Origin of the sequence: Pseudomonas sp. MPDS (genome assembly GCF_013283895.1) — a bacterium.
Lineage (GTDB): Bacteria > Pseudomonadota > Gammaproteobacteria > Pseudomonadales > Pseudomonadaceae > Aquipseudomonas > Aquipseudomonas rhizophila.
In genome coordinates, this window is sequence record NZ_CP054128.1 from 150,957 (window position 1) to 169,470 (window position 18,514).

Annotated in this window: 22 protein-coding genes; 15 read left to right on the forward strand and 7 right to left on the reverse strand. The window is 59.6% G+C overall.

Annotated features, from left to right (window positions below; genetic code table 11):
- Positions 1–101: 101 nt before the first annotated feature.
- Positions 102–1,019: a LysR family transcriptional regulator gene (locus HQ912_RS00595; RefSeq protein WP_047230072.1), complete on the forward strand. Its 918-nt coding sequence runs from the start codon at positions 102–104 to the stop codon at positions 1,017–1,019.
- Here the strand turns inward: HQ912_RS00595 and HQ912_RS00600 are convergent.
- Positions 992–1,318 carry a YqjD family protein gene (locus HQ912_RS00600; protein ID WP_003196426.1) on the reverse strand — a complete coding sequence of 109 codons (327 nt, stop codon included), beginning with the start codon at positions 1,316–1,318 and terminating at the stop codon, positions 992–994. The two genes, HQ912_RS00595 and HQ912_RS00600, sit on opposite strands and share 28 nt — an antisense overlap.
- 156 nt (positions 1,319–1,474) lie before the next feature.
- Between HQ912_RS00600 and HQ912_RS00605 the strand changes: the two genes are divergently transcribed.
- Both HQ912_RS00605 and HQ912_RS00610 read left to right on the forward strand, forming a co-directional pair.
- Entirely contained in the window at positions 1,475–1,690 is a 216-nt protein-coding gene (locus HQ912_RS00605) for a dodecin (RefSeq protein ID WP_003177209.1), read from the forward strand.
- A 116-nt stretch (positions 1,691–1,806) separates the two neighbouring features.
- Positions 1,807–2,031 (forward strand): DUF1161 domain-containing protein, encoded by a 225-nt coding sequence (locus HQ912_RS00610; protein ID WP_047230071.1) that lies wholly within the window; start codon positions 1,807–1,809, stop codon positions 2,029–2,031.
- Positions 2,032–2,083: 52 nt separating this feature from the next.
- Here the strand turns inward: HQ912_RS00610 and HQ912_RS00615 are convergent, their stop codons facing one another.
- Positions 2,084–3,085 (reverse strand): LLM class flavin-dependent oxidoreductase, encoded by a 1,002-nt coding sequence (locus HQ912_RS00615; RefSeq protein ID WP_058544936.1) that lies wholly within the window; start codon positions 3,083–3,085, stop codon positions 2,084–2,086.
- A 238-nt stretch (positions 3,086–3,323) separates the two neighbouring features.
- Here HQ912_RS00615 and HQ912_RS00620 point away from each other — a divergent pair, with 238 nt between their 5' ends.
- Both HQ912_RS00620 and HQ912_RS00625 read left to right on the forward strand, forming a co-directional pair.
- The gene (locus HQ912_RS00620; protein WP_047230069.1) at positions 3,324–3,755 is read left to right on the forward strand and encodes an OsmC family protein; all 432 of its coding nucleotides are present in this window, start codon (positions 3,324–3,326) and stop codon (positions 3,753–3,755) included.
- A gap of 129 nt (positions 3,756–3,884) precedes the next feature.
- Positions 3,885–4,118: a DUF1161 domain-containing protein gene (locus HQ912_RS00625; protein ID WP_092399797.1), complete on the forward strand. Its 234-nt coding sequence runs from the start codon at positions 3,885–3,887 to the stop codon at positions 4,116–4,118.
- A gap of 6 nt (positions 4,119–4,124) precedes the next feature.
- Here the strand turns inward: HQ912_RS00625 and HQ912_RS00630 are convergent, their stop codons facing one another.
- Together HQ912_RS00630 and HQ912_RS00635 are read right to left on the reverse strand one after the other, a co-directional pair.
- Positions 4,125–4,550 (reverse strand): hypothetical protein, encoded by a 426-nt coding sequence (locus tag HQ912_RS00630; RefSeq protein ID WP_047230067.1) that lies wholly within the window; start codon positions 4,548–4,550, stop codon positions 4,125–4,127.
- A 38-nt stretch (positions 4,551–4,588) separates the two neighbouring features.
- A complete protein-coding gene (locus HQ912_RS00635) occupies positions 4,589–5,002 on the reverse strand; it encodes a hypothetical protein (protein ID WP_047230066.1) in 414 nt (137 codons plus the stop codon).
- 59 nt (positions 5,003–5,061) lie between these two features.
- On the opposite strand from HQ912_RS00635, the gene HQ912_RS00640 reads away from it, so the two are divergent.
- Both HQ912_RS00640 and HQ912_RS00645 read left to right on the forward strand, forming a co-directional pair.
- Complete coding sequence (locus HQ912_RS00640; RefSeq protein ID WP_173406334.1) at positions 5,062–6,153, forward strand: aminopeptidase; 1,092 nt, start codon at positions 5,062–5,064, stop codon at positions 6,151–6,153.
- A 221-nt stretch (positions 6,154–6,374) separates the two neighbouring features.
- On the forward strand, positions 6,375–6,833 hold the full coding sequence (locus tag HQ912_RS00645) for an REP-associated tyrosine transposase (protein ID WP_047230064.1): 459 nt from the start codon (positions 6,375–6,377) through the stop codon (positions 6,831–6,833).
- Positions 6,834–6,965: 132 nt separating this feature from the next.
- Here the strand turns inward: HQ912_RS00645 and HQ912_RS00650 are convergent, their stop codons facing one another.
- Together HQ912_RS00650 and HQ912_RS00655 are read right to left on the reverse strand one after the other, a co-directional pair.
- Complete coding sequence (locus HQ912_RS00650) at positions 6,966–7,616, reverse strand: HAD family hydrolase (RefSeq protein WP_173406335.1); 651 nt, start codon at positions 7,614–7,616, stop codon at positions 6,966–6,968.
- A gap of 28 nt (positions 7,617–7,644) precedes the next feature.
- Positions 7,645–8,190: a gamma carbonic anhydrase family protein gene (locus HQ912_RS00655; protein WP_173406336.1), complete on the reverse strand. Its 546-nt coding sequence runs from the start codon at positions 8,188–8,190 to the stop codon at positions 7,645–7,647.
- A gap of 72 nt (positions 8,191–8,262) precedes the next feature.
- On the opposite strand from HQ912_RS00655, the gene prlC reads away from it, so the two are divergent.
- The 3 genes from prlC to HQ912_RS00670 all read left to right on the forward strand — a co-directional run bounded on the left by prlC (position 8,263) and on the right by HQ912_RS00670 (position 12,744).
- Positions 8,263–10,341: an oligopeptidase A gene (gene prlC, locus HQ912_RS00660; RefSeq protein WP_173406337.1), complete on the forward strand. Its 2,079-nt coding sequence runs from the start codon at positions 8,263–8,265 to the stop codon at positions 10,339–10,341.
- Positions 10,338–10,616 (forward strand): YheV family putative zinc ribbon protein, encoded by a 279-nt coding sequence (locus tag HQ912_RS00665; protein ID WP_047230061.1) that lies wholly within the window; start codon positions 10,338–10,340, stop codon positions 10,614–10,616. Before prlC ends, HQ912_RS00665 begins: the two co-directional genes overlap by 4 nt.
- 115 nt (positions 10,617–10,731) lie before the next feature.
- Positions 10,732–12,744, forward strand: a complete 2,013-nt coding sequence (locus HQ912_RS00670) for a M3 family metallopeptidase (protein WP_173406338.1) — start codon at positions 10,732–10,734, stop codon at positions 12,742–12,744.
- Here HQ912_RS00670 and HQ912_RS00675 read toward each other — a convergent pair.
- Positions 12,725–13,405 carry a tyrosine-protein phosphatase gene (locus HQ912_RS00675; RefSeq protein ID WP_173406339.1) on the reverse strand — a complete coding sequence of 227 codons (681 nt, stop codon included), beginning with the start codon at positions 13,403–13,405 and terminating at the stop codon, positions 12,725–12,727. The two genes, HQ912_RS00670 and HQ912_RS00675, sit on opposite strands and share 20 nt — an antisense overlap.
- A 180-nt stretch (positions 13,406–13,585) precedes the next feature.
- Between HQ912_RS00675 and HQ912_RS00680 the strand changes: the two genes are divergently transcribed.
- The 5 genes from HQ912_RS00680 to HQ912_RS00695 all read left to right on the forward strand — a co-directional run bounded on the left by HQ912_RS00680 (position 13,586) and on the right by HQ912_RS00695 (position 18,502).
- Positions 13,586–14,644 carry a PA0069 family radical SAM protein gene (locus HQ912_RS00680; RefSeq protein WP_173406340.1) on the forward strand — a complete coding sequence of 353 codons (1,059 nt, stop codon included), beginning with the start codon at positions 13,586–13,588 and terminating at the stop codon, positions 14,642–14,644.
- 203 nt (positions 14,645–14,847) lie between these two features.
- Positions 14,848–15,579, forward strand: coding sequence for a carbonic anhydrase (locus HQ912_RS00685; protein ID WP_047230057.1), 732 nt, complete (start codon positions 14,848–14,850; stop codon positions 15,577–15,579).
- 93 nt (positions 15,580–15,672) lie between these two features.
- Positions 15,673–17,202: a SulP family inorganic anion transporter gene (locus tag HQ912_RS00690; RefSeq protein WP_047230056.1), complete on the forward strand. Its 1,530-nt coding sequence runs from the start codon at positions 15,673–15,675 to the stop codon at positions 17,200–17,202.
- 164 nt (positions 17,203–17,366) lie between these two features.
- Positions 17,367–17,669 (forward strand): IS3 family transposase, encoded by a 303-nt coding sequence (locus HQ912_RS27680; RefSeq protein ID WP_047230570.1) that lies wholly within the window; start codon positions 17,367–17,369, stop codon positions 17,667–17,669.
- On the forward strand, positions 17,666–18,502 hold the full coding sequence (locus HQ912_RS00695; RefSeq protein WP_047230569.1) for an IS3 family transposase: 837 nt from the start codon (positions 17,666–17,668) through the stop codon (positions 18,500–18,502). Before HQ912_RS27680 ends, HQ912_RS00695 begins: the two co-directional genes overlap by 4 nt.
- Positions 18,503–18,514 lie beyond the last annotated feature (12 nt).

Below are 18,514 nucleotides of genomic sequence, written 5' to 3' on the forward strand. Positions count from 1 at the left end.
GGCGAATGCGTAGAAAGACAATGAGGTTCACTCTACCCCTGACATCTCGCGCTGAAAACCGATAAGATCGCTGCAACCTGTCAGGAAAACTCACAGATAAAATGAGCCATGACCTTCCTCCGCTCAACGCCTTGCGCGCCTTCGAAGCCACTGCCCGCCTGAACAGCGTCAGTCAGGCGGCCGAACAGCTGCATGTCACCCATGGTGCGGTTAGCCGACAGTTGAAGGTGCTGGAAGAACACTTGGGCGTCAGCCTGTTCATCAAGGAGGGGCGCGGCCTTAAACTCACAGACGCGGGCATGCGTCTGCGGGACGCCAGCGCCGAGGCGTTCGAGCGATTACGCACCGTCTGTGCGCAGCTGACGCAAAGCACGGCAGATGCACCATTCGTATTGGGCTGTTCCGGTAGTCTGCTGGCGCGCTGGTTCATTCCTCGCCTGGGCCGGCTCAACGCCGACCTGCCGGATCTGCGTTTGCATCTCTCCGCTGGCGAAGGCGACCTGGACCCGAGGCGACCGGGGCTTGACGCGTTGCTGGTATTCGCAGAACCGCCGTGGCCGGCAGACATGCAGGTCTATGAACTGGTCAGCGAGCGGATCGGCCCGGTCATGAGCCCTCATTACGCCGGTTTCGCCCGTCTGCAAAACGCCCCGCCAAGTGCAATCCTGGGCGAGGCGCTGCTGCATACCACCTCCCGTCCCCAGGCGTGGCCCACTTGGGCACGGCAAAACGCCCTTGAACCCAAGGCGCTGAAGTTCGGGCAGGGTTTCGAGCATTTGTATTACTTGCTGGAGGCGGCCGTGGCGGGGCTCGGGGTGGCCATCGCACCCGAACCGCTGGTCGCCGAGGATGTGCGCGCCGGGCGCCTGGTCGCGCCGTGGGGCTTTGACGAAACCCCGGCGCGACTGGCGTTGTGGCTACCCAAGCGCGCCGCGGACGGGCGCGCTCGGCAATTGGCGCAATGGCTCAGGCATGAGCTGAACCAGCCGACTCAGTCGCCGCGCTTGCACAGCAAATAAGCCGCCAACAAACCCAGGGCCCCGACCGCGACGCCAGCGGTGGTCCAAGGATGCTCCTGAGCGTAATCACGGGTGGCGATTCCGGTTTCACGGGTTTTCACCTTGACCTCTTCATACGCGTCGCTCAGCAGATGCCGGGAATGTTTCAGCGCGTTTTCGGCGTTTGCCTTCAGCGACTTGAGGGTCTTACGCGACTCGTCCGAAGCGTCGTCCTTCAGGCTTTCCAACGACTTGAGCAGACTCTCGATCTCCGCTTCCATGCTTTGCAACGAGGCTTTACGTAACGAATTGCTGGCCATGGTGGCTCTCTCCTGCAGTGGTTGAGTGGCGTGTGTGAATTGGGACTCCAGCCGTTTCTGAAAGTGCAGTAAATCTGAACTTTCACCCGGTAAAAGGCGACACACGTAAGGCGAAAATTCGCTGCTAGGCTGTTAAAGACAACCAAGGAGAACGTCATGAGTGATCATCACACGTACAAAAAAGTCGAGCTGGTCGGCTCCTCTCCCACCAGCATCGAAGACGCCATCAACAATGCGCTGGCCGAAGCCAGCAAAAGCCTCAAGCACCTGGAGTGGTTCGAAGTCACGGAAACCCGTGGACACATCGAAAATGGCCGGGCCGCGCACTTTCAGGTGACCATTAAAGTCGGCTTCCGCATTGCCAATAGCTGACGGGCTGTGAACTTGCACGCTGGCGGAGTGCCATAGGGAATGGCGATGCGCTATCTGGCAAGCGCGTCATGTCTGTTCGATCCCTGCCCTATTGATCCGACCAAGGAGTGCGAGCGATGAAAAATTTGATGTTGGCCCTGGGTTTGCTGAGCCTTGCGGGTACTGCGTTTGCCGCCGGCAAGCCATGCGAGGAGCTGAAAAGCGAGATCGCAGCGAAAATCGATGCCAAAGGTGCATCGGGTTATACGCTGGAAATTGTCGATAAAGGTACGGCTACTGACGGAGACGTCGTCGGCTCCTGCGAAGGCGGCACGAAGGAAATCGTCTACAAGAAGGGCTGATACTTCAGGAAGGTCAAAGCCGACGCATGCGTCGGCTTTTTTATGCGCGTGATCAGCCTTTCATGACCTGCGCCAGCAACTCATAGGAGTGCAGGCGATCAGCATGCTCATACAGGTCGCTGGTGAAGATCAATTCATCGGCCTGGGTTTGCTCGATCAGCACTTCGAGCTTGGCGCGAATTTTCTGCGGGCCGCCGACCATGGCCAGGCCCAGGAAGTCACCAACCGCCTCTTTCTCATGGGGCAACCAGAGACCGTTCATGGTTTCCACAGGCGGGCGCTGCACCAGGCTCTGGCCACGCATCAGGGCCAGGATCCGCTGATACACCGAGGTCGCCAGGTAATCAGCCTGTTCGTCCGTGTCGGCTGCCACCAAAGGCACGCCGAGCATCACGTAAGGCTTGTCGAGCACCGCCGACGGCTTGAAGTGATTGCGATAAATACGGATCGCCTCATGCATGTAGCGCGGTGCGAAATGGGAAGCGAAGGCGTAGGGCAAGCCGCGCTCGCCGGCCAGTTGCGCACTGAACAGGCTCGAGCCCAGCAGCCAGACCGGCACGTTGGTCCCGGTGCCGGGCATGGCGATGATGCGTTGATCCGGCGTACGTGGGCCGAGGTAGCGCATCAGTTCGGCCACGTCTTCAGGGAAATCGTCCGCGCTACCGGAGCGCTCGCGACGCAACGCCCGGGCAGTCATCTGATCGGACCCGGGGGCGCGCCCCAGGCCAAGATCAATACGGCCTGGATAGAGGCTTTCGAGCGTGCCGAACTGTTCGGCGATGATCAACGGCGCATGGTTGGGCAGCATCACGCCGCCGGAGCCGACCCGAATGGTCGAAGTGCCCCCCGCCAGATAGCCCAGCAGTACCGCCGTCGCGGAGCTGGCGATGCCATCCATGTTGTGGTGCTCGGCGACCCAGAAGCGGGTGTAGCCGTATTTTTCCACGTGCTGCGCCAGGTCCAGCGAGTTGCGCAAGGACTGGGCAGCGTTGCCATCAGCGCGCACAGGCACGAGGTCGAGGGTCGAGAACTTCACTTCGGACAGCTGTTTCATGGGCCGGCATCTCCAACGGCATGAGGGGCTTTTCCTACGGGCAAAAGCCTGCCGTTTCTATAGGTGTGTTCCATGCAATGTGGGCATATACCCGAGTTTCAATAGCTACCATGAAATTTCCTACTAAATCGGTCGGCTAATCGACAGGATGAACTTTATCGGGCGGTCTATCCTCACAACCCTGACAACGAAAAACACCCAGGCGCGAACCCTCGCGCCGGATATTGAGGAGGCAGACATGGCTATCATCAAGAAAGCATCGGCTCATTGGGAAGGTGACCTGAAAACCGGCATCGGCTCCATCTCCACGGAAACCGGCGTGCTGCGCGAAGCCCCCTATGGCTTCAAGGCGCGCTTCGAAGGCGGCAAGGGCACCAACCCGGAAGAACTGATCGGCGCGGCCCATGCGGGCTGCTTCTCCATGGCGTTTTCGATGATCCTTGGCGAGGCTGGGCTCACAGCCAGCAGTATCGATACCAACGCCGATGTCACCCTCGATCAGGTCGAGGGCGGCTTTGCGATTACGGCAGTGAAACTGACGCTTAAAGCGAAGATCCCCGGCGCCAGCCAGGAGCAATTCGAAGAGCTGAGCAACAAGGCCAAGGAAGGTTGCCCGGTTTCCAAAGTGCTGAACGCCAAGATTACGCTGGATGCGACGCTGGTGAGCTGATGCGATACCCATCACAGCCTTCAACTGCGGCTGAAGGCTGTGATCTGTTTACCCTGCAGCAATTGTGGTCGAATGCACACCTGCAGTTTCAGCGCACAGGCAGTGCGCGCTGTCATGAGGAATTCGAGCATGAAACGATTCGCCCTGGCGGTCATCAGTTGCGCATTGGCCACGTCGGCCCTCGCGGCCCCCAAATCCTGTGAAGAACTGAAAGCTGAAATCGAAGCGAAGATCCAGGCGAATAACGTGCCTTCCTACACATTGGAAATCGTGACCAATGATGAAGTGCATGATGAAAATATGGTCGTGGGCAGTTGCGAAAACGGCACCAAAAAGATCATCTACCAGAAGAACGATAGCTAAGCCGTCCTACGGAACGCAATTGACCTGCCGTTCTTCGGCCACGATTTCACGCTTGGCGTTATAGAGTCGGGCGCTGGGGGTAAACGCCAGATTGCGACCCTCCAGGCGATAACGCTGGCCCGCCTCGAAATGGTCGTAACGCACAAGCATGTAGCACAGCCGCTCTTGCGGCTCGGCTTGCATACCCAGCCCACCACCGCCAGGCACCTCGAAGTCGAAACGCACTTTCAGTTCGTGGCTGCCCGGAGAAACCTGGAAGAAACGTCCGTCCTGCAGTCGTTGGCCATCCAGGCTTTCAGCCATCAGCATCTTGCCGCCCGGCATGGGCGTGGCGAAGTCGATCCAGGCCATGTTCGGATCAACCTTGGGCGGTGGGCTGGTTGCACAGCCGCTCATGGAGACAAAGGCCAATAGCAGCAGAGGTAGGCGCATGATGATTTCCTGAAGTCAGACAATGAGAATAGCGCCGATCAGCTTTGCTGACAGCCTGCTGGCGTGCCTTGGCCCACGACTTTTCGCTGTTGATCATAGAGCTTGGCCCATGGACGGAAACCGATGTTGCCAGCCTGCAACTGATAACGCTGGCCTGCGTTGAAGTCCTTGAACTTCACATTCAACCGGCAATCGCGCCACAGTGGCTCGGCATTCGGGCCGATGTTGCCGGGCTCGACGGCAAATTGATAACGCACCGTCAGCTCATGGCTGCCCGGCTGCACTTCAAAATAACGTCGGTCGAGAGACGTCTTGTCATCGACTTCCAGCGCTTGCAGCGCCGTGTCCTGATGGCTTCCCAGGTCGATCCATGCCTGCGACGGATCGGGATCGGGCAAACCGGCGCAACCGCTCAGCAGCAACAGGCCACTCGTCAGCATCAATACGCGCATAGCGAAGCTCCAGGCAGGCGGGATAGTCTTGTGGGCAGACTTTCCCAGGGTGATTCCAATTGATCAGGCCGCATCCAAGCCATCGGTTACTCGACCGTGTTTTCCGGATTTTGTTTCCAGGCCTCCTGCTTTTGTTACTCAACGGTTGTGCAAGCGTGGGTTACTACAGTCAGCTCGCCAGTGGACAGCTACGGCTGTTGCAGGCCCGCGAGCCAATCGACCAAGTGATTGCCGACCCCGCCCGTGATCCCACATTGCGGGCTCATCTGGCCAAGGCGCGTGCGGCACGAACGTTTGCCAGTGCGCAGCTGCACCTGCCGGACAACAAAAGCTACCGCCTGTATGCGGACATTGGCCGCCCATTCGTGGTCTGGAATGTCTTCGCCACGCCAGAATTTTCCCTAGCCCCGCAAAACCACTGTTTCCCCATCGCCGGTTGCGTGGCCTATCGCGGCTACTACAGCCAGGGCGCCGCCCGTGGCGAGGCAGCCTTGCAACGCTTGCGGGGCATGGATGTGGCGATTGGTGGCGTAGAGGCCTACTCGACGCTGGGCTGGTTCAACGACCCGATCCTGAGCTCAATGATGCACTGGGGCGACGAACGCCTGGCGACGCTGATCTTTCATGAACTGGCGCACCAGCGCTTCTACGTAAAGGACGACACCGAATTCAATGAATCCTTTGCCACCTTCGTCGAACAGCAAGGCACCCGGCAATGGCGCGCCAGTCGCGGGCTGGCGCCGGACAATGGCAAACGGATGCGCCAGCGCGAGCAATTCATCCAACTGGTCCTGGACACGCGTCAGCGGCTGGAACAGCTCTATACCCAACCCCTGCCGGCCGAACAGATGCGCCAGCGCAAGGCCGAAGAGTTCCAGCGCCTGCGCAGCGACTATGAACAACTGCGCGATACCCAGTGGGCGGGCGACAAATACTTCGACGCCTGGGTCTATGCGCCGCTGAACAATGCACGGCTATTGCCGTTCGGGTTGTATAGCCAGTGGGTGCCAGCGTTTGCGGCGCTGTTTCAACAGGAAGGCGGAGACTGGGTTGCGTTTTATGCCGCAGTGGAAAAGCTTGGCAGTTTGCCGATTGATGAGCGCAAAGCGGCACTGAAAGCGTTGGCAGGATCGGAGACTTCCGGTGAATGAACCGGCCTCATCGCGAGCAAGCTTTGCTCCCACAGAGCAGTGCTCGGAATTATGTTCCCACAGGGCAGTATTCGGAATGAAGCGCTAAGGGGTGTCATCTGTGGGAGCAAGGCTTGCCCGCGATGACGTCTGCCCAGACACATCCTGCTCCAACATTCCAAGTCAGATCCGTTGCTGCTGTCCTAGCCTTGAGACAAAAGACAGATCAAGGAGGATCACTTATGACGACACTGCCTCACTCCAATCAGTTGCGTTTCGGGCGCTATTCGCAGTCTGGGCAAATCTATTTGCTGACAGTGAATACGCGCAACCGCGAGCCGCTTTTTGGCCGCTTCAAGACAGGACGCTTGGTGGTTGATGCCTTTCGCAAGGCTCAGGAAGAGCAATTTGCCCATTCGTTGGCCTGGGTGGTGATGCCGGACCATTTTCACTGGTTGATCGAGTTGCAGGGGATCGGACTTTCAAAGCTGATGGCGAGAACGAAGTCTCGGACCACGGTCACCTTCAATCGATTGATGCAGCGGGAAGGATCGCTTTGGCAGGAGGGATTCCATGACCGAGCCATTCGTAAGGAGGAAGACTTACAAGCAGTTGCACGGTATATCGTGGCGAATCCGCTACGGGCGGGTTTAGTCAGGAAAATTGGGGACTATTCATTGTGGGATGCTGTATGGGTATGAGTCGGTTCAGGCTGTGTCCATGAGGGCCTTATCGCGGGCAAGCCTTGCTCCCACAGAGCAGTACCAGAATGCCTGAGGACCAAGGCATGCCCCTGCCTGTGGGAGCAAGGCTTGCCCGCGATAGCAATATGGCTACCCCTGCAAAAATGCCCGATGCAACTCATCCAGGGTCTGAAAGTGATACGCCGGGCCCTCGGCATTCAGCTCCTCATAACTGCCAAACCCATAGCCCACCGCCGTGGCATCCAGCCCATTGCTACGAGCGCCAATCAAATCGTGTTTGCGGTCGCCAATCATCAAGGTATTCGCCGGGTCGAGCCCTTCTTCAGCCATCAGGTGAGCAATCAACTCAACTTTGTCGGTGCGCGTACCGTCCAGCTCACTGCCATAGATCACTTTGAAGTGCCGGGCGAAGTCAAAGTGGCGGGCGATTTCGCGGGCGAAGACCCAGGGTTTGGAGGTGGCGATGTACAACTGCCGGCCCTGCTCGCCCAGGGTTTCCAGCAGGGGCATCACACCGTCGAAGACGCGGTTTTCGTACAACCCGGTGACTTTGAAGCGTTCGCGATAGAGATTCACCGCCTCCCAGGCTTTCGCCTCATCGAAGTCATAAAACTGCATGAAGGCCTGCAACAGTGGCGGGCCGATAAAGTGTTCGAGACGGGTCAGGTCGGGTTCGTCGATGCCCAGTTGGCTCAAGGCAAACTGGATCGAACGGGTAATGCCCTCGCGGGGGTCGGTGAGGGTGCCGTCGAGGTCGAAGAGTACGGTCTGGTAATGCATGCAAATTCCTGGGTAAGGGCGGGACGATTCAGAGCCGGTCGTAGCCTTCGGCCAGATGCAGGTCCTTGAGCTTCACGTAGTTCGCCGCGCTGTAGGTGAAAAAGGCGCGTTCCTTGTCGGTCAGCGGCCGGGCCTGTTTTACCGGGCTGCCTACATACAGGAAGCCGCTCTCCAGGCGTTTGCCCGGCGGTACAAGGCTGCCGGCGCCGATGATTACGTCATCGTCCACGACTGCGCCGTCCATGACGATGCTGCCCATGCCGATCAGGACCCGGCTGCCCACCGAGCAGCCATGGAGCATGACCTTGTGGGCAATGGTCACGTCATCGCCGATCAGCAGCGGGAAGCCATCGGGATTGAAGGGGCCGGCGTGGGTGATGTGCAGCACGCAGCCATCCTGGACGCTGGTACGGGCACCGATACGGATGCGGTGCATGTCGCCGCGAATGACCGTCAGCGGCCAGACGGAGCTGTCTTCGCCGATTTCAACGTCGCCGATCACCACCGCGGTGCTGTCGACAAAAGCGCCGCGGGCAAGCCGTGGGCTGTGATTCTGGTACGTGCGAAGGGTCACGATAGGCTCTCTCTTATCCGGTGATAGGCGCTGCTAGCTGCGGTGAACGTCGATTGTAATTAAGATGGGTCCATGTTTCTTCCAGCCAAGGTGTCAACCGTGAGCGTGAACAACCCTCTTTTGCAATCCTACGACCTGCCGCCGTTCTCGGCGATCCGTGCCGAGCACGTGCAACCGGCCATCGAGCAGATCCTGGCTGACAACCGTGCCGCCATTGCCCAGATCCTCAAGACCCAGGGCACTCAACCTACCTGGGCCGGCCTGGTGCTGGCGATGGACGAGCTCAATGATCGCCTGGGCGCGGCCTGGAGCCCGGTGAGCCATTTGAACGCCGTGCGTAACAGCCCGGAACTGCGCGAAGCCTACGAGGCCTGCCTGCCGGCGCTGAGTGCTTACTCCACGGAGCTGGGCCAGAACCGCGAGCTGTTCCAGGCCTTCGAAGCCTTGGCGAGCAGCCCCGAAGCCGCCGGTTTCGACGTGGCGCAGAAAACCATCCTGGAACATTCCCTGCGGGACTTCCGTCTGTCGGGTATCGATCTGCCGCCCGAGCAGCAGCAACGCTATGCCGAAGTGCAAAGCAAACTGTCGGAACTGGGCAGCCGCTTCTCCAACCAATTGCTGGACGCGACCCAGGCCTGGACCAAACACATCACCTCTGAGGCCGCCCTCGCCGGCCTGACCGACTCGGCCAAGGCACAAATGGCCGCGGCCGCCCAGGCCAAAGAGCTGGACGGTTGGCTGATCAACCTGGAATTCCCCAGCTATTACGCGGTGATGACCTACGCCGAAGACCGCGCCCTGCGTGAAGAAGTCTATGCCGCGTACTGCACACGCGCGTCAGACCAGGGCCCCAACGCCGGTCAGAACGATAACACTCCAGTGATGGAAGAAATCCTCGACCTGCGCCAGGAATTGGCCCAACTGCTGGGCTTCGCCAACTTCGCCGAGTTGAGCCTGGCGACCAAAATGGCCGAATCCAGCGATCAGGTGCTCAGTTTCCTGCGCGACCTGGCCAAGCGCAGCAAACCATTCGCCGCCCTGGATCTGGAACAGCTGAAGGCGTTCGCCGCCGAACAGGGCTGCCCCGACCTGCAAAGCTGGGACAGCGGCTTCTACGGTGAAAAGCTGCGCCAGCAGCGTTACAGCGTGGCCCAGGAAGCCCTGCGCGCCTACTTCCCGATCGACAAGGTACTGAGCGGCCTGTTCGCCATCGTGCAGCGCCTCTACGGCATCGAGATCGCCGAACTGAAAGGTTTCGACAGCTGGCATCCGGACGTGCGCCTGTTCGAAATCAAGGAGAACGGCCAGCACGTCGGCCGCTTCTTCTTCGATCTCTACGCGCGCGCCAACAAGCGCGGCGGCGCCTGGATGGACGGCGCCCGCGACCGTCGGCGCACCTTCGATGGCGTGCTGCAAAGCCCGGTCGCCAACCTGGTGTGCAACTTCACCCCGGCCGACAGCGGCAAACCCGCGCTGCTGACCCACGACGAAGTCACCACCCTGTTCCACGAGTTCGGCCATGGCCTGCACCACCTGCTGACCCGCGTCGAACATGCCGGCGTGTCCGGCATCAACGGCGTGGCCTGGGATGCCGTGGAGCTGCCGAGCCAGTTCATGGAAAACTGGTGCTGGGAGCCCGAAGGCCTGGCGCTGATTTCCGGTCACTATGAAACCGGCGAACCGCTGCCCCAGGACCTGCTGGAAAAAATGCTCGCGGCGAAAAACTTCCAGTCCGGCCTGATGATGGTCCGCCAACTGGAATTCTCGCTGTTCGACTTCGAGCTGCACGCCACCCATGGCGATGGACGCAGCGTGCTGCAAGTGCTCGAAGGCGTGCGCGACGAAGTCTCGGTGATGCGTCCACCGGCCTACAACCGCTTCCCCAACAGCTTTGCCCACATCTTCGCCGGCGGTTATGCGGCGGGCTACTACAGCTATAAGTGGGCGGAAGTGTTGTCGGCCGATGCGTTCTCCAAGTTCGAAGAGGATGGCGTGCTCAACGCCGACACCGGTCGCGCCTTCCGTGAAGCGATCCTGGCCCGTGGCGGCTCCCAGGAGCCGATGGTGCTGTTCGTCGACTTCCGTGGCCGTGAGCCATCGATTGACGCACTCTTGCGCCACAGCGGCCTGACCGAGGACGCAGCAGCATGAGCGAGGGGCCTGTGATTACCAAAAGGCGCTTTATCGCCGGGGCAGTCTGCCCGGCGTGCAGCGAACCGGACAAGTTGATGATGTGGAACGAAGACGGCGTGCCGCACCGTGAATGTGTGGCCTGCGGATACTCCGACACGCTCAACGAACAAGGCCTGTCGGTGCCCAAGGAATTGGGCACCCGGGTCAACACATCGGCGCTCAAAGTCCCGGACGCCAAGGTCCAGGCGGTACAGTTTTTCCCCAATCCCAAGTTGAAGAAAAAAACCGACTGAAATCTTCGGCATCACCTTCCGGGCCGCCCGGCCCGGAAGCGATACATATATACCGCAACGCGTCACGCCTTCCTCTCCAGACTGTTCCCCAGTCCAGACAGACAGGAAGGCTGCCATGCCCGACAATGACAATCCGCTGTTGCAGGCCTATGACCTGCCCCCCTTTGCGCAGATCCAAGCCAAACATTTTTCACCGGCCCTCGACCGGATCCTTGCCGAGAGCCGCGATCAAGTGGCCGACATCATCAAGACTCAGACTCCTTTCCCCACCTGGGACGACCTGGTGTTGGCCATGGACGAGATTCACGCCCGCTTGAAGGGTTTCGACGACCTGCTGGATCTGCTGGCGTCCACCCGGCCAGGAGACGACTGGGCCCAGGCTTCGCTCGACTGCAGCGCACGGGTGCACGATTTCCAGAGCGCGCTGAGACACAATCGCCAATTGTTCCAACTCTATGAGCGCTTGGCCAACAGCGAGATTGCCAGGCACTTCGAACCGCCTCGTAAAAGAGTTCTGGAGAAGGCCCTGCGCCAGTTTCGCCAGCACGGGTTGGCCCATACCGCACCGTCAGATTTGAAAGTCCTGCAGCAACGCATTCAACAGGGCCGGGAATTGTTCCTCGATCAGTTGCACAAGGCCAACAAGGCCTGGAGCAAAGCGTTCGACGATGAGGCTCAGTTGAGCGGCCTGGCGCCGCAATTCAAACAACAGCTGGCCAAACAGGCCCGCGAGGCCGGGCGCACGGGATGGCTGCTGACCCTCAGTGATGCATCGTTTGGCATCGTCACCAGCTACGCGGACAATCGTCTCTTGCGCAAAGAGGTGTACCTGGCCTACAGCACACGCGCCTCGGACCAAGGCCCCGACGCTGGCCGGTTTGATAACAGCGAGGTGCTCAGACGCTTGCTGGAAGATCGTCGTCGGTATGCGACGTTACTGGGTTATTCGAATTTCGCTCAAATGGTCATCGAGCCTGAGCAAGCCGAGTCTCCCGAACAGGTGATGGGGTTCTTGCGCGATCAGCTTGAACAGCAACAAGGCCTCTTTGCCCGTGACGCTGAACAGCTCAGGGCATTTGCCCGGAAGCAAGGTTTCACCGAGCTTCAACCTTGGGATTACCCGTATCTGGTAGAAAAACTTCGTCAGCATACGGCCGGCATCTCGAAGCTGGCCCTCAGCGCCTGGTTCGAGCTGGAGTCCACCTTTTCACAGCTATTGCTGATCGCCAAGGATCTGTTTGGGGTGGACATTCTCGAGCGCGCTGACGCGGCCACCTGGCATCCGGACGTGCGTCTTTTCGAAGTCCGCGAGTGGGACCAGACCATCGGCTACATCTATTTCGATCCGTTCGAGGATGCGAACAGAGACGGTTACCCGAACACCACCACCCTGCGAAACCGCCGCATCACGGCCGAGGGCCGGCCCCGACATCCCATCGCCGTGTTGCACGGCTGGCTGGCGCGCAGTTCAGATGCATCGCCGGTCTTGCTCGACCATCTGCAACTGCGAATTCTCTTTCATGAGTTCGGCCATTGCTTGCACCATGTGTTGACCCGCGCCGAGTATCGCGACGTATCGGGCATCACCGAGCTCTCCCGGGACACCTCGGAATTTGCCGGGGTGCTACTGGAACAATGGTGCTTTACCCGGCAATGCCTGGTCCGTTTGTCAAAGCATTACCAGACCGGCGCGGCCATGCCCGGTGCCGTCGCCGATCAGTTGCTGACCTTCGCCAACACTCAAGCCAGCTGGGAAACCGCCTCGCTGCTGCGCAACGCGCTGTTTGACATGGAACTGCACCTGACCCACGGCGATGGGCGCACGGCTCAGCAGGTATTCGATCAAGTCAGCGCCCAAGTCGGGCATCTGCCCGCATGGGGGAGCGAACGCTGGCCCAATGGCCTGGATTACATGGTGACCGGTTATGCGGCCCGGATTTACGCCTATGCCTGGTCAAAAGCGTTGGCAATCACCGCGTTCCAAAGGTTTGAGCAGGAGGGGTTGTTCAACGGGACAACAGGCCGGGCGTTGCGTGAAACAATATTCGGCCCTGGCGATTCAAGGCCTCTGGCCGAGTCCGTGGCAGCCTTTGCAGGGATGTCAGCCGTCAGGGTGAAGGGCGAATAACCTGTGGGTCGGGCTGACGAGTCGTGATGACGGAACCGACCCAGCTTTGCAGCGAGCAAAGAGCAAAAACGCTGGTACTGCAGTCGCCGTTGGCCAGCGCAACACGGAGCTTCTCAACATCGGCCCGCATCATGTAACGAACCCCGTCCTTGAAGTGCGGGTTGTTGCCGAAGCCGCCTTCAGTCATCTCGTTCAAGGCCTCCTCTTTGCTCCAGCCCTGTACGACCACCCTGTACATGGCCGCCACCAACCCGGTGCGGTCCGAACCATGCTTGCAGTGCATCAATACCGGGCCATCGGTTTCGGCAGCCTGAATGGCGCGCAAGGCAGCGAGGATGTCGCTGTCGTCCACATGATTGGTGCGATAAGGCAACTGCACTTGCTTGACGCCGGGTGTGGATAACCAACTGGCGTCCGAATCCGGCAGAAATGTGATGACTGTGCCGATGTTGAGCCTCGTCAGCAGAGGCAAGGCATCAGCGTCCGGCAAGGCGCTGCGGTAAAGCGCCGGCGACATTTGATAAAGGTTGTAGCGCTTTTCCACCGGCTGGGCCCATTCGGAAGACCTTGCCTCGCCCAGATCGGCCGCCAGGGCTTGGGACTCGGCAAAGACCAGGAACAAGGACAGGAGGAGCAGCGAGCGGGAATAGAGTTTGAACATGCGTGGACGACCGAAACGAAGAAGAACGAGACGGTCAGTTTCGGCACGAGCCGGTTAAAGGCCTGTGAGCAAGACGTCAACACGACGTGAACACGATCCATAGCGGTGGGCTGCTGAACGGCGCTGGCCTAATTGAATTCCAGCGAATACTGTATGCACATACAGCAACGGAGCCTTCCAATGTCCATCTCTCTTCCGCCCCGTGGCCGTGGCACCGCCACCAACCCGCACAACCGCTTCGCCCCGAGTCGCTCGGTGGTCGAAGATGATGGCTGGTATCAGGAAGTACCGCCGACCCAAGGCACCGAAGTGCGGATCGAAACGGCCAAAACCATCATCACCCGCAACACCTCGCCGGATCTGCCTTTCGACCGCTCCATCAATCCATACCGGGGCTGTGAACATGGCTGTATCTACTGCTATGCGCGGCCCAGCCACGCTTACTGGGACATGTCGCCCGGGCTGGATTTCGAAACCAGACTGATCGCCAAGACCAATGCCGCCGACGTACTGGAGGAACAGCTGTCCAGGCGTGGCTATCAATGCGCCCCAATCAACCTGGGCTCCAATACCGACCCTTACCAGCCGATCGAACGCGAACATCGCATTACGCGCCGGATTCTCGAAGTGCTGCTGCGCTACCGTCATCCGGTGACCATCGTCACCAAAGGCTCGCTGATTCTGCGCGACCTGGACCTGCTGACCGAGCTGGCGCAACAGCGCCTGGTAAAGGTCATGATCAGCCTCACCACTCTGGACGATGAACTCAAGCGCATCCTCGAACCGCGCGCGGCGGCGCCCAAGGCGCGGTTGCGGGCGATCAAGGTCATGCGCGAGGCGGGCATTCCCGTGGGAGTGCTGTGTTCGCCGATGATCCCGATGATCAATGACTGCGAGATTGAAAATCTGCTGGCCGAGGCCCACGCCGCCGGCGCGCAGAGTGCTTCCTACATCATGTTGCGCCTGCCATTGGAGGTCGCGCCGCTGTTTGAAGAATGGCTGCAGGCGCACTACCCGCAACGCGCCGCTCATGTACTGAGCCTGGTTCGCCAGAGCCGTGGCGGCGAACTGTATGACAGCCGCTTCGGTTCTCGGATGCGTGGCGAAGGCCCGTTCGCCGACCTGCTGGCGCAGCGTTTCGCCAAGGCGCTCAAGCGTCTGGGGCTTGAGCGCCGGGAAGGTTACAATCTCGATTGCGACGCCTTTTGTCCGCCGGGCCGACAGATGTCCTTGATTTGATTAAAGTTGAACGTGGGGCATGGGCAGGCATGAGCGACGCTTGCTTCCCGGCCACACCTGTAATCGTTGTTCTAGAGCCTTTGATTCAGTTTGAGTTAAGTTTCGGTCGCTACCTTGTTCATCGAGTGACTGACAAGTCGAACATTTCGACCTGGATGTTTTTTAACCAGCCACTGGCGCTATACCGTCAAAGAGGATGAATCATGAGTGACAAGGATAAACAGCCGTTGGCTGCGTCGGCTTCAGCCCAACCCGAGGCGGAAACCGCCGATGCAGCGCTGCAGCATATTGTTGACGGCTTTTTGCATTTCCATCACGAAATCTTTCCCCAGCAGGAAGAGCTCTTCAAGAAACTCGCCACGGCGCAAGCGCCCAGGGCGATGTTCATCACCTGCGCCGATTCGCGCATCGTGCCCGAGCTGATTACCCATAGCTCCCCAGGCGACCTGTTCGTGACCCGCAACGTCGGCAACGTCGTTCCGCCGTACGGGCAGATGAACGGCGGCGTCTCCACCGCCATCGAATACGCCGTGCTGGCCCTGGGTGTGCAGCACATCATCGTCTGCGGTCACTCCGACTGCGGCGCCATGCGTGCGGTGTTGAATCCCGACACTCTGGAAAAAATGCCCACGGTCAAAGCCTGGTTGCGCCACGCCGAAGTGGCCAAGACCATGGTTCATGATAACTGCCCGTGCGGCGACGAAAAACAGATCATGCCCATCCTCACCGAGGAGAACGTGATCGCGCAGTTGCAGCATTTGCGAACGCATCCCTCGGTCGCCTCTCGCATGGCCAACGGCCAATTGTTCATCCATGGCTGGGTGTACAACATCGAGACCAGCGAGATCAAAGCCTACGACGCGGACCAGGGCTGTTTCCTGCCGCTCGATGGCAGCCATCCGATACCGGTGGCGACGCCTAAAGCGCGCTTCTAACCACTCCTAAACATCCTTGCGTGGTACAAGCCCAGCCTGCCATTTGAGCGGTCGGGCCTTGCCATGCCTGAAGAAAACTTCGGGAGAGTCGCCATGCGTGCTGCTCAATTAAAAGCTGTTCTGCCACGGGAGCTGTTGGCTTCCGTGGTGGTGTTTCTGGTGGCGCTGCCCTTGTGCATGGGCATTGCCATCGCGTCCGGCCTGCCACCGGCCAAAGGTCTGATCACCGGCATCATCGGTGGTCTGGTGGTGGGTTTTCTGGCCGGCTCCAAGTTGCAAGTCAGCGGCCCAGCCGCCGGGTTGGCGGTACTGGTCTTCGAACTGGTACGCCAGCACGGTGTCGCGATGCTCGGGCCGATTCTGCTGTTGGCCGGTCTCCTACAGTTACTGGCCGGGCGCTTTCGCCTGGGCTGCTGGTTCCGGGTAACCGCGCCCGCGGTGGTCTACGGCATGCTGGCGGGTATCGGTGTGCTGATCGTGTTGTCCCAGGTCCATGTGATGCTCGACGCGGTGCCTAAGCCGTCAGGGCTGGATAATCTGGCGGCGTTCCCTGCGGCAGTAGCCCAGGCGTTGCCGTCGTTCGGCTGGCAGGCGGGTCTGCTCGGTTTGTCGACGATTGCGGTGATGTGGTTGTGGGAAAAGTTTCGCCCTCACAGCTTGCGCTTTGTTCCCGGTGCCTTGCTCGGCGTGGGCCTGGCGACCATTGCCAGCCTGCTGTTGGCCTTGCAGGTCAAGCGCGTGGAGGTCCCGGAAAACCTTGCCGAAGCCATTGATTGGCTGCGCCCGGCGGACCTGCTGAACCTGGCCGACCCCACGTTGCTGATCGCCGCCTTCGCTGTCGCTTTCATCGCCAGTGCCGAAACGCTGCTCTCGGCCGCTGCCGTGGACCGCATGCACAGCGGCGAACGCGCAGACTTCGACCGGGAACTGTCCGCCCAGGGCATCGGTAATATGCTCTGCGGTCTGCTCGGCGCCCTGCCGATGACCGGCGTGATCGTGCGCAGTTCGGCCAACGTCCAGGCCGGGGCCACCACGCGGATGTCGACGATTTTCCATGGCCTGTGGCTGTTGCTCTTCGTGCTTCTGCTGTCCAGCGTGCTCCAGAGCATTCCGGTGGCGAGCCTGGCGGGTGTGTTGGTGTACACCGGTTTCAAACTGGTGGATCTCAAGGCGTTTCGCGGGCTGGGACGGTATGGCCGGATGCCGATGTTCACCTATGCCGCGACGGCGCTGGCGATCATCTTCACCGACCTGCTGACCGGCGTATTGATCGGTTTCGGCCTGACCCTGGCAAAACTGGCCTGGAAAGCTTCCCGACTGAAAATCAGCCTGATCGATCTGCCCCAGGAGGGTGAGATGGAATTGCGACTGGTGGGGGCGGCAACCTTCCTGAAGGTTCCGGCGCTGACCCAGGTGCTGGGCACCATTCCCACAGGCGCGACGGTGCATGTGCCGCTCAATAACCTGAGCTACATCGACCATTCGTGCCTGGAGCTTTTGGAAGAATGGGGCCGGGCGAATGCCAGCAAGGGCTCGAAGCTGTTGATCGAATCCCGTGGGCTCAAGCGCAGGCTGGAAGGGCGCTTGCGCACCACGGTGGGGGTGGGCGCAGCGGCAACCTGACACCTTGAGCAAAATGTGGGAGCGAGCCTGCTCGCGATAGCGGTGAATCAGTCGACATTAATGTTGCAGGTTCAACCGCTATCGCGAGCAGGCTGAACTGGCCTAATGATTTTGGACACTTCAATCGGGCGCTATGATGGCGCCCAAATCTGAGGTGTTTGGATATGCGCAAATCTTATTCCAGTGAGTTCAAGCTCAAGGCTGCCAGCATGGTGCTGGACGAGGGCCAGTCCGTTCCCGAAGTCTGTGCCAGCCTGGATATTGGCCCTACCGCCTTGCGCCGTTGGGTCGACCAGGTTCGCAAAGAGCGCTTGGGTTCGACCCCCGAGGGGGCTAAGGCGATTACCGCCGATCAGCGAGAGATTCAGCAGCTCAAAGCGTTGCTCAGGCAAAAAGACCTGGACATTGAAATCCTAAAAAAGGCCAGTGCTCTCCTGCTTTTGGACTCCAAAGATCATTCTCGTTGATCAACGAGCTGGACGAGCAGTACGGCGTTAACAATTGCTGTCGGGCGTTTGGGGTCAACCGCAGCAGCTTTTACGCCTGGCGTCAGCGCCAAGGCAAGGTGAAGCCTGAGCGGGAGAAACTCAAAGCCGTGCTGGTCGAGCATCACAAGGAATCCAGAGCATCCGCCGGGTCTCGCACCCTTTCCAAGGAACTGCAAGCAAAGGGGCATCGTGTCGGGCGACATCTGGCTCGCAGTTTGATGCGCGAAGCCGGTGTTGCCAGTCATCAGCGGCGGCGGCACAAGTACAAATCTTCCGGCGTGGAAGCGCTGGTAGCGCCGCATGTGCTCAAGCGCAAGTTTGATGTCACGGCGATCAACCAGGTGTGGTGTGGAGATGTGACGTACATCAAGGTGGGTAAGCGCTGGATGTATTTCGCGGCAGTGTTGGATTTGTTTGCTCGCCGGATCGTGGGGTGGTCGTTTTCAATGATTTCCGATGCCACGCTGACCTGCGAAGCGTTGCGAATGGCGGTTCAATTGCGAGGCTGTCCAAAAGAGGTGCTGTTTCATTCTGACCAAGGTTGCCAATACACCAGCCACAAATTCAGGAATGAGATGCGCAAGCATGGACTCCTGCACAGCATGAGTCGTAAAGGTGAGTGCTGGGACAACGCCCCGATGGAGCGTTTCTTTGGGAGCCTGAAATCAGAGTGGGTGCCAGACGATGGCTACAGCTCGGAGCATGAAGCCCGCGTGGATGTGCAACGTTATGTGATGCGATACAACAACGTCAGGCTCCATAGCTACAACGACTACCGGTCGCCGGTAGCCATGGAGAAACTGGCGGCGTGAAACCTTAACTGG